The organism is Ralstonia sp. Ralssp110, from assembly GCF_047325135.1.
Lineage (GTDB): Bacteria > Pseudomonadota > Gammaproteobacteria > Burkholderiales > Burkholderiaceae > Ralstonia > Ralstonia mojiangensis.
The window spans coordinates 1,298,786-1,311,834 of sequence record NZ_CP168610.1 but is presented as its reverse complement, the minus strand read 5'-3'; the positions used below and the strand labels follow the sequence as shown (position 1 = coordinate 1,311,834).

Below are 13,049 nucleotides of genomic sequence, written 5' to 3'. Positions count from 1 at the left end.
CACCATGAATTTCGATTACACGCCCAAGGTCAAGGAAATGCAGGCACGCCTGCTCGAATTCTTTGATCAGCACATCTATCCGAACGAGCACCGCTTCCACGAAGAAGTCGAAGCCAACCGCCGTGCCGGCAACGCGTGGATTCCCACCAAGGTCATCGAAGAACTCAAGCCGCTGGCACGCAAGGCCGGGCTCTGGAACCTGTTCCTGCCGCGTTCGCCGCGCGCCCCCGAAGGGCTGTCGAACCTCGAATACGCGCCGCTGTGCGAGATCATGGGCCGCGTGCCCTGGGCGCCCGAGGTGTTCAACTGCTCCGCGCCCGACACCGGCAACATGGAAACGCTGGAGCGCTACGCCTCGGAAGAACTGAAAGACCGCTGGCTGGAGCCGCTGCTGCGCGGTGAGATCCGCTCGGCCTTCCTGATGACCGAGCCGGCCGTGGCCTCGTCGGACGCCACCAACATCGAATGCCGCATCGAGCGCCAGGGCGACGAATACGTCATCAACGGCCGCAAGTGGTGGTCGTCGGGCGCTGGCGACCCGCGCTGCGCCGTCTACATCGTCATGGGCAAGACCAACCCCGATGCCGGCCGCCACGAGCAGCAATCGATGATCGTGGTGCCGGCCAATGCGCCGGGCATCACCGTCATGCGTCCGCTGTCGGTGTTCGGTTACGACGATGCGCCGCACGGCCACATGGAAGTCGACCTGAAAGACGTACGCGTGCCGGTAGGCAACATCCTGCTGGGCGAAGGCCGCGGTTTCGAGATCGCACAAGGCCGCCTGGGCCCGGGCCGCATCCACCACTGCATGCGTAGCATCGGCGTCGCCGAGCGCGCGCTCGAACTGATGTGCAAGCGCTTGAGTTCGCGCATCGCATTCGGCAAGGCCATCGCGCAGCACAGCGTCTGGCACGAACGCATTGCCGAAGCCCGCTGCATGATCGAACAGGCCCGCCTGCTGACGCTCAAGGCCGCGTACATGATGGACACCGTCGGCAACAAGGTCGCCAAGGCCGAGATCGCGATGATCAAGGTCGTGGCTCCGAACATCGCCTGCCAGATCGTCGACTGGGCGATCCAGGCACACGGCGGCGGCGGCGTGTCGGGTGATTTCCCGCTGGCTTCGGCCTACGCACACCAGCGCACGCTGCGCCTGGCCGACGGCCCGGACGAAGTGCACCGCGCAGCCATCGCCAAGCTCGAACTGGCCAAGCATCTGCACCTGAAGGACGTTGCCGACATGCCGGTCACACGCGGCTCCTGACCTGCGGCACGGCTGTACCGTTCACTCCTTAACCCCGCCTTGAGCGGGGATTTTTTTCGCCTCGGCGCGGCGTCTGCGCGCTTTTCGGTTCTGTGCTGGAATGGAACACTTTGCAGGCTGCTGGTGGCCTGCAAATCTCTTCCCGGCCAGAAGCCAAGGAGCCACCTCGATGATCGACGTCTATAGCTGGGCCACACCCAACGGCCACAAAGTGCACATCATGCTGGAAGAATGCGGGCTGCCTTACCGCGTTCACGGCATCAACATCGGCGCCGGCGACCAGTTCAAGCCCGACTTCCTCAAGATCAGCCCCAACAACAAGATCCCGGCGATCGTCGATCAGGACGGCCCGGACGGCAAACCGATCTCGCTGTTCGAATCGGGCGCGATCCTGCTGTACCTCGCGGGCAAGACGGGCAAGTTCATGCCCGACGACGTGCGCGGCAAATACGAAGTGCTGCAATGGGTGATGTTCCAGATGGGCGGTGTCGGCCCGATGCTCGGCCAGGCGCACCACTTCCGCATCTATGCGCCCGAGAAGATCGAGTACGCGATCAACCGCTACACGAACGAAGCCAGGCGCCTGTACGGCGTGATCGACAAGCGCCTGAGCGAATCGAAATTCCTCGGTGGCGCGGATTACTCCATCGCCGATATGGCGACGTGGCCCTGGCTGCGCAGCTGGAAGAACCAGGGGATCGAGCTGTCGGATTTCCCGAAGCTGCAGCGCTGGTTCGAAGCCATTGAAGAACGCCCCGCCGTGCAGCGCGCGGTGAAGGTGCTGGCCAACGAACGGCCGGCTGTGCAGGACGACAAGGCGAAGGAAATCCTCTTCGGCGCGACGCAGTACGAGCGGCGCTGATTCCGCTTCTTCGCATCGGAAAACAGGCCGTGTGATGCGGCCTTTTTCTTTTGGAGGTCGTCAATGCGGCGCGCTGGCGAGCGGCCTACACTGGCTTCACCTCACTCACGCGTTCGTGCACAAACGCTATGGCAGCCTCACTCAAAATGGGCCTCGCGGCTGCGGTGTCCATCGTGGTTTATCTCGGCCTTGCCGCGCTCGGTTGGGGTGGCGTGGGCGCGTTCCTTGCCCACCCCGCGCGGGTCGCACTTGTGGTGATCACCGTGTTGCTGGCCATCGCCGCGCTGCTTGCCGGCGGCAACCTCAGCCCCGGAGAACGTGAAGATCGATCCAACCGCTGGGTGCTGCCGGTGTTTGGCGTGATCGGCTTCGCCAGTGCATGGCTGCCGGCGTACACGGACCGGCTCAACCTCTGGTGCATCGATGGCGATGCCGTACGTTGGCTGGGCGTGGTGCTCTACGCCGCAGGTGGCGCGTTGCGTGTGTGGCCGGTGGTCGTGCTGGGCAATCGATTCAGCGGACTGGTCGCGATCCAGCCCGGCCATACGCTCGTGACCGGCGGCATCTACCAATACGTGCGCAACCCGAGCTACCTGGGGTTGCTGATCGGCACGCTGGGCTGGGGGCTAGCCTTCCGGGCAGTAGCCGGTGTGGTGCTGACGCTCCTGCTGATCCCACCCCTGGGGGCGCGCATGCGTGCCGAAGAAGCCCTGCTGCAATCGCAGTTCGGCGCGGAGTACGACGCGTACCGCGCCCGGACGTGGCGCCTCATTCCCGGACTCTACTGACGCCGTCCACCACCAGGCTCGACATCGTTGCCGCGCGATTGCGTGCGCGCCCGGTTGGCCCGGTGGCGCAGGCGCTCTGACGCGACCTCACGGAAGACGCCTGATCGCATTACCGGGGCAATGCGAAGCACTGCACGTCCGGCGCGGTGTAGACCGTCGGATACGGCGACCGCGGCCCCGTCTGCAACCGCAGCGGCTGCGTCGCCAGCACTTCGGCCTCGTTACGCTCGCGCGCTGTCAGCGGCTCCGGCGGCGGGCTCGGCAAGCGCACCGGTTGATTGACCGCACACCGCACGGGTTTCCCGTCCGCCAGCCGCACATCCATCGTGTAATACGGCCCGACGATGGTCGGCGCGCAGGCGGCTGCGCCCAAGACCACCGTCATCAGCACCGCAGCATGCAGCGTCTTCATCACTCACCTCCGCAACGCGCGCGTCAGTGTTTTTGACTCAGTGCAGTCTCTGCAAGTGCCCTGCATCAGGCAGCCGCCGTCAGCATCCCCTGCTTCTCAATAAAGCGGATCACTTCATCCAACCCGCCCTGCGCCCGCAGATTGCACATCACGAACGGCCGATCGCCGCGCATCTTGCGGGTGTCGCTTTCCATCACTTCCAGCGACGCCCCCACATACGGCGCCAGGTCCGTCTTGTTGATGATGAGCAGGTCCGACTTGGTGATGCCCGGGCCGCCCTTGCGCGGGATCTTCTCCCCACCCGCCACATCGATCACGTAGATCGTCAGGTCCGACAGCTCGGGGCTGAAGGTCGCCGCGAGGTTGTCACCGCCCGACTCGATGAAGACCACATCCGCATCTGGAAACTTGGACAGCATGCGATCCACCGCTTCGAGGTTGATCGACGCATCTTCGCGGATGGCCGTGTGCGGGCAGCCGCCCGTTTCGACGCCCATGATCCGTTCGGCCGGCAACGCGCCGGAGATGGTCAGCAGCCGCTGGTCTTCCTTCGTGTAGATGTCGTTGGTGATGGCCACCAGGTCATAGCGCTCTCGCATGGCCTTGCAGAGCATTTCGAGCAGCGTGGTCTTGCCGGAGCCCACCGGGCCGCCCACGCCAACGCGCAGGGCAGGAAGTTTCTTGGTTCGCATGTTGATCAGGTTCAGGATCGAAAGAGTCGTGAGTATTGTGTTTCATGCCGCGCAGACAACACGCCCAGCCCTGGCGAAAACGTAGACAGTTCAGGCGGATGACAGGCCGCACGCCGCGTAGCCTCTTCCACCGCACGCGCTACCGCTGCGTGCAGGCCAAAGAGAATCCGTTGCCCCGCAGCCTGCCCGAGCGGCACGGCCTTCACTGCCGCCGCCATCTGGTTTTCCACCCAGGCAAAGCAATACGCCGTCACGCCGTCGCGCGGGTCGACATTCAGTGCGGCAGCGGCGGCGGCAAAGGCCGTCGGAAACGTCACTGAAGCGCGCGCGGCCAAGGCACCGCGCAGTGCGTCATCGCCCCATTCCATCTGCTGGATGAGCCGATTGAGCGACCAGCCCATCTGCGACGTTTCGAGCCGCAGCTCGCGTGTCTCGCGGGTGGCGAGAAACCACGCATCGCGCTCGGCCACGGCATCGAAGCGGCCTGCCTGCCAATCAGCGAACTGCAACAGCCACAGCGGTGCCTCGCAGGCGGCCAGCACGTCGAGGCCCTCGGCAATCCACGCCGCAGCCGACGCTTCATCCGCCACGTGCCGTACGTCCACCGCCGCTTCCAGCCCCTGCGAATAGCTGAACGCGCCCACCGGCAGCGCGGGGGACGCGAGATGCAGCAAGGCGGTGAGCTGCGCCGCGTTAGTCATGGTGAGGGTGGTGATGGCCGCAACCGGGCCCGTGGACATGGCCGTCGTCGTGACCGTCGTCGTGACCATGCGCGTGGTCGTGCGCGTGGTCGTGGCTATGCGCGTGGGCATGGTCATGATCATGCGAGTGCCCGTGATCGTGCCCGTGATGCTCGTGGTACAGCGCCTGCGCGGCCGCGTAGTCCTCTTCGAACGTCGCATCGTGGCCGTGACGATGGCCGCCGCCATAGGCGCCTGCCTCGGGCTCGAACGGCGCCTCCACATGCGCGACGGTCACACCCAGGCGGACCAGCATGTCTTCGAGCACCGGATCGGCTTCGAGCTGCAGTGCATCTGCACTGACCTGCACGGGCGTGTGGCGATTGCCGAGGTGGTAGGCAGCGCGCATCAAGGCGAGGCGGTTGTCGCCCGTCACGCGCAGGACTTGCTCAGGTGCGGCCTGCACTTCGACCAGCGTGCCGTCTTCAGCAACCAGCACGTCACCGCCACGCATGACAGTGCCGCGCGGCAGTACGACGGCCACGTCACGGCCATCGTCGAGGGTGACGCGCAGGCGGCTGCGGCTGCGCTCCAGGAATGGCAGCACCAGCTTGGGCGCACGCTTGACCAGCACGGAGGCCAGGCCATGTGGCGCGGGGAGGTGTTTGTTGATGGAAAGCATCTTTAGGACCTAATTCGTCATCCAACTATGAAGCTCGGGGTTCTGGACTCCACGCGCTGAGTTCTGAACTGCAAGCACCGGGTTCGGAGCTTCAAGCGTGGAGTTCTGAACTGCAAACGTCGGGTTCTGAACTCCAAACTCCGGGCTCGGAACTCCAAACGTGGAGTTCAGAACCTCAAGCGTCGGGTTCCTGGACTCCAAGCACCGGGTTCGGAACTTCAAGTGTCGAGTTCTGATCTCCAAACGGCGAGTTCTGATCCCCAAGCGTGGAGTTTTGATCTCGGCGCGACAGCGCATCGCTTATTTCACCCCCTGCCGGGGGCGACTCACTTTCTTTGTCTTGCCAAAGAAAGTAAGCAAAGAAAGGCGCGCCCGAGATGGCGACCCATCCCTTGAATTTTCGTAACCGGGCGGAGACGGGAAAAACTCGCTTCGCTCAGACAGTTTCCCGTCTTTTTTCCGCCCGCTTACGAAAATTCAAGGCGCCATCTAGGGCAGGGGTCAAGCACACAATCTTCTGCCTGCGCGCTACTCCGTTTTACGTTTCGAAGCGTCCCACGCACTTGCACTTGCACTTGCACTTGCACTTGCACTCGCCGAGCCCCGGCGCCCACCTCCGTTCCCCGCCGGTGTGTCCTTTGACGTTCCTGCCCTAGATGGCGCCTTGGATTTTTGTTGCGGGGAGGATCAAGAAGGGAGGCCTGTCTGAGCGCAGCGAGTTTGCCTCCCTTCCCTCCCCGCGACACAAATCCAAGGAGTCTTTCGCCATCTCGGGCGCGCCTTTCTTTTGCCTACTTTTCTTTGGCAAGACAAAGAAAAGTAGGTCGTGCCCGGCAGGGTACGAAACAGGGATGGACCAACAACAAAAGAATAGAGCCCAACCCCACCCCACCAGCTAGAACAAAAAATACCTCTGCGCCATCGGCAACACCTCCGCCGGCTCACAAGTCAACACCGTCCCATCCGCCACCACCTGATACGTCTCCGGATCCACAGTAATGTCAGGCCGCCAGTCGTTATGAATCATGTCCGCCTTGCTCACAGTACGCGTGCCTTTGACCACCGCCGTGGTCTTGGCCAACCCATACTGCTCCGCCACGCCAGCCGCAGCAGCCGATTGCGACAGGAACGTCAACGACGTCCGCCCCAACGCCCCACCCGCCGCCCCAAACATCGGCCGATAGTGCACCGGCTGCGGCGTCGGGATCGACGCATTCGCATCGCCCATCGCCGCAGAGGCAATCATCCCGCCCTTCAGGATCAGGCTCGGCTTCACGCCAAAGAACGCCGGTTTCCACAGCACGAGGTCGGCCCACTTGCCGACTTCAACCGAGCCCACTTCATGTGCGATGCCGTGCGTGAGCGCGGGGTTGATCGTGTACTTGGCCACGTACCGCTTGACGCGGAAGTTGTCATGCCCGCCGCGCGCATCGTTCGGGTCTCCGGCCAGCTTGCCGCGCTGCACCTTCATCTTGTGAGCGGTCTGCCAGGTGCGCAGCACGACTTCGCCCACGCGCCCCATGGCCTGCGAGTCGCTGGAGATCATCGAGAACGCGCCCAGGTCGTGCAGGATGTCTTCGGCGGCAATCGTCTCGCGGCGGATGCGGCTCTCGGCAAAGGCGATGTCTTCGGCGATGGACGCGTCGAGGTGATGGCACACCATCAGCATGTCCAGATGCTCGTCCAGCGTGTTGACGGTGAACGGCCGCGTCGGGTTGGTGGACGACGGCAGCACGTTGGATTCACCGCACACGCGGATGATGTCGGGCGCGTGCCCGCCGCCCGCGCCTTCGGTGTGATACGTATGGATCGTGCGGCCCTTGAACGCGGCGACGGTGGCCTCGACAAAGCCCGACTCGTTCAACGTATCGGTGTGGATGGCGACCTGCGTGTCGGTGTCGTCGGCCACGCCCAAACAGCAATCGATGGCGGCTGGCGTGGAGCCCCAGTCTTCGTGCAGCTTCAGGCCGATGGCGCCCGCGTCGATCTGCTCGCGCAGCGCGCCCGGGAGGCTGCCGTTGCCCTTGCCCAGAAAGCCGATGTTCATCGGGTAGGCATCGGCGGCCTGCAGCATGCGCTGCATATACCACGGGCCCGGCGTGCAGGTGGTCGCATAGGTGCCGGTGGCGGGGCCGGTGCCGCCGCCGATCATCGTGGTCACGCCGCTGTTCAGCGCTTCGTCGATCTGCTGCGGGCAGATGAAGTGGATGTGCGAGTCGACGCCGCCGGCGGTGACGATCATGCCCTCGCCCGCGATGATCTCGGTGCCGGGGCCGATGACGATCGTCACGCCGGGCTGGATGTCCGGATTGCCCGCCTTGCCGATCGCCGAGATGCGGCCGTGCTTCAGGCCGATGTCGGCCTTGACGATGCCCCAGTGGTCGATGATCAGCGCGTTGGTGATGACGGTGTCGGCGCAGTCTTTCGATTCGCGCTGGCTCTGGCCCATGCCATCGCGGATGACCTTGCCGCCGCCGAATTTCACTTCCTCGCCGTAGAGGGTGAAGTCGCGTTCGACTTCGACGATGAGGTCGGTGTCGGCCAGGCGAAGGCGGTCACCGGTCGTGGGGCCAAACATTTCCGCATAGGCGCGGCGATTGATCTTCAATGTCATGTCCGTGTCTCGCTCAAAGCTTGCCCATCACGCGTCCAGCAAAGCCGTAGACCACGCGGTCGCCGGCCAGCGCCACGAGTTCGACCGTGCGCTCCTGCCCCGGCTCGAAGCGCACGGCGGTTCCGGCGGCGATGTTCAGCCGAAAGCCGCGCGCAGCTTCGCGGTCAAAGCGCAGCGCATCATTGACTTCATAGAAGTGGTAATGCGAGCCGATCTGCACCGGGCGGTCGCCCGTGTTGGCCACCGTGACTGTCACCGTGGGGCGGCCTGCGTTGAGTTCCAGATCGCCGTCTTGCGGCAGGAGTTCACCGGGGATCATGTCGCGCCCCTTCAGACAGCCGCCGCCAGCAGGCCGGCACCGTACAGCGCCACGCCCACACCCGACAGACGCGCCAGCCATGCCAGACGCGGCTTCAGTGCAAAGCCCGCGCCGATACCGGCGGTATGCAGCAGCGCCGTCGCCACGGCAAAGCCGCCAACGAAGTACGGGAACATGGCTTGCGCGCCTGCGGGGAATTCCGTGCCGTGCGCATAGCCGTGGAACAGCGCGAACGCGCCGCACAGCAGTGCACCTTCCCAGGTCGGCAGCTGGGCGCGTGCGGCAATCAGCAGGCCGAACACCAGCAGCGATGCGGCGATCATCGGCTCGGCCATCGGCACCGCCACGCCGCCCGCGCCGAGCAGCGCACCCAGGATCATCAACGCGACAAAGGCGATCGGCGCCCACAATGCGTCGCGCACCGAGCGCGAGGCGAGCGCGCTCCATACACCCACGGCCACCATGGCCAGGAGGTGATCTGCGCCGGTGAGCGGATGCAGGAACCCCGCAAGCAGGCTGCCCTCGGCGGTATGGCCCGGATGCCCCGGGTGAGCGAAGGCAACGGAGGCGCCAAACGTGAGCGCAATGGCCGCAGCGGGCCGGACGAAGCGAGACAGAGTAGGCGTCATGGCAGGACTCGTAGTGGTGAGTGGCGTGCGGACTTCAAACAATCGGATGATGGACGGTGACGAGCTTCGTGCCGTCCGGAAACGTGGCTTCGACCTGGATGTCGGGAATCATCTCGGCCACCCCGTCCATCACGTCATTGCGGGTGAGGAGCGTGGTGCCGTAGTGCATCAGCTCGGCGACGGTCTTGCCGTCGCGTGCGCCTTCCATGATGGCGGCGCTGATGAAGGCGACGGCTTCCGGGTAGTTGAGCTTGAGGCCGCGGCCCTTGCGGCGCTCGGCCAGCAAGGCGGCGGTGAAGATCAGCAGCTTGTCTTTTTCGCGCGGGGTCAGTTCCACGAGGGGCTCTCTTCGGTGAGGGTCAATTCAGTTCAGTTCGGATCGGACGATGCGAGGTCACGTCGCCATCATGTGGCCGTCATGTAGACCAGAGGCGCAGCGGACGGCCCGCCACGCCATGCATCGGTTCGCGCAGCGCCAGCCACGTCTGGGCCAACAAGGCGCGTGCATCTTCGGGCCGGCGTGCAAGGACGCGCAGCAACAAAACGTTTGGCAGGCCGGGCGCATCTTGCGTGAGGCAGGTGACGCCCGCGCGCAGGTCGTCGTTGTACGGCAGGTGCTCGGCCATCGATTCGGCCAGGGCTTCGGTGGCGCCCTCGCCCACGGCCCAGAGCGTGCCGACAACGTGGAAGCCGGCCATGCCCGTCGTCGCGTTCAGCATGGGCGACTGCGTGTCGAAGGCGGCCGATTCAATCCACAGCGGCTGGCCGTTGCAGCGCAAGGCGGTGCGCATGACGATGCGGCCTTCGGCCCACGATTCACCGGCGGCGTGGCGGCCGAGCATGGTGGTGTCCCAGCCGATGGCCGTCGCGCCCGGTGCCAGGTCCAGCGCCAGGTCGATGATCGGGCAGGCCTGGTTGAAGACGATGTTCTCTTGCGGCAGCCAGTCGAGCCGCGCGCCTGCATCCATGCGGATGGCAACACGCTGCGTGGCCGTGCGGCCGAGCGACTTGTACCACTTGGTGGCGCCGGGCGTGGTCAGGACCGCATGCGCATCGGCACCGAGTTCGATGTCGATATCGAGCACATCGCCGCCGGCAATGCCTGCGGGCGGATGCAGCATGACGGCGTGGCAGACGCCCTCGCCTTCCGGATACAGCGCCTTCTGCACCCGCAGCGGCCCCTGATGCCGGCATGTGGCCAGCACGGTGCGCTCACCGCGCCGTGCAAACGCCAGGCGCAGCGAGGCTTCCCAGGACGCGAACGAATCGGTCTGCGGCGGGACAGGAAAATCGGGATGGCGCATCAGGAAGGCAGCACGGCGGCTAGGAATTTTCTCATCATAGCCAGATGCCACAGATTTGGCATTCGACTTTTTCCCCGGAACGCCGGGGCATCAAACGGCCACGAGATCACGCACGCCATCGGCTTCCATATTGGCGCCGTCGCCCTGGGCGATGACTTCGCCGCGGCTCATGACGACGTAGCGGTCGGCAATGCTGCGGGCAAAGTCGTAGTACTGCTCGACCAGCAGCACCGACATGCCGAACTCATCGACGAGGCGGCGCAGCGTGCGGCCGATCTCCTGGATGATCGACGGTTGGATACCTTCGGTCGGCTCATCCAGGATCAGCAGGCGCGGCTCGCTCATCAGCGCGCGGCCGATGGCAAGTTGCTGCTGCTGGCCGCCGGACAGGTCGCCGCCGCGTCGGCCCTTCATCTCTTTGAGCACCGGAAACAGCTCGTAGATCGAATCGGGCACCTTGGAGGGCGCGCGCTTGGCGGCCGCACCAATCAGCAGGTTCTCTTCCACCGTCAGGCGCGGGAAGATCTCGCGGCCCTGCGGCACATAGGCGAGCCCCTGCGAGACACGCTCATACGCGGGCAGCTTCTGGATGGTGCGCCCTTCCCAATCGATCGCACCGCTGGCGGTGGGCACCACCCCCATCAAGCATTTGAGCAGCGTCGTCTTGCCCACGCCGTTACGGCCAAGCAGCGTGGTGAGCTTGCCCGTGGGGACGTCAAAGCTGACGTTGCGCAGGATGTGGCTGCCGCCGTAGTACTGGTTCAGTTGTTGGACCTGCAACATATCAACGCCCCAGATAGGATTCGATCACCCGCTCATCGCGCTTGACGGCATCGAGCGTGCCTTCGGCCAGGACGCTGCCTTCAGCCAGCACGGTCACGCGCCCTTCTGCTCCCGCCAGCGCGGCGACAAACTCCATGTCGTGCTCCACGACCATGATCGAGCACGTGCCGCGCAAGCCATTGAGCAACGTTGCAAGCTGCATCGTCTCCTCATCCGTCATGCCGGCGACCGGTTCGTCAAGCAGCAGCAGTTGCGGTTGCTGCATCAGCAGCATGCCGATCTCCAGCCGCTGCTTCTGGCCGTGCGAGAGCAGCCCGGCGGGCCGATAGGCCTCCGCTTCCAGGTGGATGCGGCCGAGCGTTTCTTCGATGCGCTGGCGGCCGTCGTTCAGCAGACGCGCGCGCAGCGACACCCACCAGCGCTTGTCGGCCTTCATGGCCAGTTCCAGGTTTTCCCACACGGTGTGCTGCTCGAACACGGTCGGCTTCTGGAACTTGCGGCCGATGCCGATCTGCGCGATGCGCGGCTCGGTCAGGCGCAGCAGGTCGATGGTCTGGCCCAGGAAGACGCGGCCGGTGACGTCTGCATTGCGCGGCCCGGTCTTGCCGGTAATCACGTCCATCATCGTGGTCTTGCCCGCGCCGTTGGGCCCGATGATGCAGCGCAGTTCGCCGTGGTCGATCGACAGCGTGAGCGCGTTCAATGCGCGAAAGCCGCCGAAGCGCACCGTCACGTCTTCGAGATACAGGATGGCGCCGTGCGAGACGTCGATCGTGTCCGGCTCGACCAGGTGGCCCATGCCGGTGGCGGTGCCGGTCTCCGCGCGGTCGGGGAGTTCAGTGAACGTGCTCATGCGTGGTCTCCGGTGACGGTCGCGGCTTCATGCGCCTCGGCTGGCGTGGGCGCGCGCTTTTTCATGCGCAGCTTGCCCAGCAGCCCCAGCACGCCGTTCGGCAGATACAGCGTCACCAGCACGAAGATCGCACCGAGCACAAACAGCCAGTACTCCGGCACCCATGCGGTGAGCAACGTCTTGGCGCCGTTGACGAGGAACGCGCCGATGATCGGGCCGATCAACGTGCCGCGCCCGCCCACGGCCACCCACACGGCCATCTCGATGGAGTTGCCCGGCGACATCTCGCCTGGGTTGATGATGCCGACCTGCGGCACGTAGAGCGCGCCCGCAATGCCGCACAGCACGGCGGAGAACGTCCAGACGAACAGCTTGTAGCCGAGCGGGTTGTAGCCGGAGAACATCACGCGCGCTTCGGCATCGCGAATGGCGGTGACCACGCGGCCGAACTTGGACGTGACGATGGCGCGGCAGGCGATGAACGCCACCACGAGCGCCACGAACGTCGCCACGAACAGCACGGTGCGCGTTGGCAATGCGGAGATCGGGAAGCCCAGGATGCGCTTGAAATCCGTAAAGCCGTTGTTGCCACCGAAGCCCGTCTCGTTACGGAAGAACAGCAGCATGGCCGCGTACGTCATCGCCTGCGTGATGATCGACAGGTACACGCCCTTGACGCGTGAGCGGAACGCGAAGAAACCGAACAGCCACGCGAGCACGCCGGGCACCAGCACCACCAGCAGCGCGGCCCACGCAAAGTGCTCGGTGCCGTGCCAGAACCAGGGCAGCTCCTTCCAGTCGAGGAAGACCATGAAGTCCGGCAGATCGCTCTTGTACACGCCTTCGCGGCCGATGGAGCGCATCAGGTACATGCCCATCCCATAGCCACCCAATGCGAAGAACAGGCCGTGACCGAGGCTGAGGATGCCGCAATAGCCCCACACCAGATCGAGCGCCAGCGCCGCAAGGGCGTAGCACATGATCTTGCCGACGAGCGTGAGCGCATACGCCGACAGATGCAGCGGGCTGCCCTCCGGCACGAGCAGCGCGCACACCGGCGCGCCAATGCACACGATGAGCGACACGAGCACCAGCGCAGACCACCCGCGCCGCGACAGCAGCGGCATACGCGCCGGAATATCGAGAGAGAACTTGGTCGTCGTCATA

Annotated in this window: 15 protein-coding genes; 3 read left to right on the top strand and 12 right to left on the bottom strand. The window is 64.9% G+C overall.

Annotated features, from left to right (window positions below):
* The first annotated feature begins 4 nt into the window (after positions 1-4).
* From ACEN9T_RS14965 to ACEN9T_RS14955, 3 genes are all read left to right on the top strand, one after another.
* Positions 5-1,264 carry an acyl-CoA dehydrogenase family protein gene (locus tag ACEN9T_RS14965; RefSeq protein WP_045206214.1) on the top strand — a complete coding sequence of 420 codons (1,260 nt, stop codon included), beginning with the start codon at positions 5-7 and terminating at the stop codon, positions 1,262-1,264.
* Positions 1,265-1,433: 169 nt separating this feature from the next.
* A complete protein-coding gene (locus tag ACEN9T_RS14960) occupies positions 1,434-2,126 on the top strand; it encodes a glutathione S-transferase N-terminal domain-containing protein (RefSeq protein ID WP_413708135.1) in 693 nt (230 codons plus the stop codon).
* A 128-nt stretch (positions 2,127-2,254) separates the two neighbouring features.
* Positions 2,255-2,914: a methyltransferase family protein gene (locus ACEN9T_RS14955; protein WP_413708134.1), complete on the top strand. Its 660-nt coding sequence runs from the start codon at positions 2,255-2,257 to the stop codon at positions 2,912-2,914.
* A 109-nt stretch (positions 2,915-3,023) separates the two neighbouring features.
* Here the strand turns inward: ACEN9T_RS14955 and ACEN9T_RS14950 are convergent, their stop codons facing one another.
* The 12 genes from ACEN9T_RS14950 to urtC all read right to left on the bottom strand — a co-directional run bounded on the left by ACEN9T_RS14950 (position 3,024) and on the right by urtC (position 13,048).
* Positions 3,024-3,326 carry a hypothetical protein gene (locus ACEN9T_RS14950; protein WP_413708133.1) on the bottom strand — a complete coding sequence of 101 codons (303 nt, stop codon included), beginning with the start codon at positions 3,324-3,326 and terminating at the stop codon, positions 3,024-3,026.
* 65 nt (positions 3,327-3,391) lie between these two features.
* Positions 3,392-4,018, bottom strand: a complete 627-nt coding sequence (gene ureG, locus ACEN9T_RS14945; protein ID WP_009241038.1) for an urease accessory protein UreG — start codon at positions 4,016-4,018, stop codon at positions 3,392-3,394.
* An 11-nt stretch (positions 4,019-4,029) separates the two neighbouring features.
* On the bottom strand, positions 4,030-4,719 hold the full coding sequence (locus ACEN9T_RS14940) for an urease accessory protein UreF (RefSeq protein ID WP_413708455.1): 690 nt from the start codon (positions 4,717-4,719) through the stop codon (positions 4,030-4,032).
* Entirely contained in the window at positions 4,712-5,380 is a 669-nt protein-coding gene (gene ureE, locus ACEN9T_RS14935) for an urease accessory protein UreE (RefSeq protein WP_413708132.1), read from the bottom strand. The genes ACEN9T_RS14940 and ureE overlap by 8 nt, the downstream gene beginning before the upstream one ends.
* An 895-nt stretch (positions 5,381-6,275) precedes the next feature.
* The gene (ureC, locus tag ACEN9T_RS14930) at positions 6,276-7,994 is read right to left on the bottom strand and encodes an urease subunit alpha (RefSeq protein ID WP_413708131.1); all 1,719 of its coding nucleotides are present in this window, start codon (positions 7,992-7,994) and stop codon (positions 6,276-6,278) included.
* Positions 7,995-8,007: 13 nt separating this feature from the next.
* A complete protein-coding gene (locus tag ACEN9T_RS14925) occupies positions 8,008-8,313 on the bottom strand; it encodes an urease subunit beta (protein ID WP_004630755.1) in 306 nt (101 codons plus the stop codon).
* A gap of 11 nt (positions 8,314-8,324) precedes the next feature.
* Positions 8,325-8,942 carry a HupE/UreJ family protein gene (locus tag ACEN9T_RS14920; RefSeq protein ID WP_413708130.1) on the bottom strand — a complete coding sequence of 206 codons (618 nt, stop codon included), beginning with the start codon at positions 8,940-8,942 and terminating at the stop codon, positions 8,325-8,327.
* A gap of 34 nt (positions 8,943-8,976) precedes the next feature.
* Positions 8,977-9,279, bottom strand: a complete 303-nt coding sequence (gene ureA / locus ACEN9T_RS14915; RefSeq protein ID WP_045206205.1) for an urease subunit gamma — start codon at positions 9,277-9,279, stop codon at positions 8,977-8,979.
* Positions 9,280-9,358: 79 nt separating this feature from the next.
* On the bottom strand, positions 9,359-10,246 hold the full coding sequence (locus ACEN9T_RS14910) for an urease accessory protein UreD (RefSeq protein ID WP_413708129.1): 888 nt from the start codon (positions 10,244-10,246) through the stop codon (positions 9,359-9,361).
* A gap of 90 nt (positions 10,247-10,336) precedes the next feature.
* Positions 10,337-11,029: an urea ABC transporter ATP-binding subunit UrtE gene (gene urtE, locus ACEN9T_RS14905; protein WP_004630761.1), complete on the bottom strand. Its 693-nt coding sequence runs from the start codon at positions 11,027-11,029 to the stop codon at positions 10,337-10,339.
* Between the two features lies 1 nt (position 11,030).
* Positions 11,031-11,882: an urea ABC transporter ATP-binding protein UrtD gene (urtD, locus tag ACEN9T_RS14900; protein ID WP_009241045.1), complete on the bottom strand. Its 852-nt coding sequence runs from the start codon at positions 11,880-11,882 to the stop codon at positions 11,031-11,033.
* Positions 11,879-13,048 carry an urea ABC transporter permease subunit UrtC gene (urtC, locus tag ACEN9T_RS14895; protein ID WP_413708128.1) on the bottom strand — a complete coding sequence of 390 codons (1,170 nt, stop codon included), beginning with the start codon at positions 13,046-13,048 and terminating at the stop codon, positions 11,879-11,881. The genes urtD and urtC overlap by 4 nt, the downstream gene beginning before the upstream one ends.
* Position 13,049 lies beyond the last annotated feature (1 nt).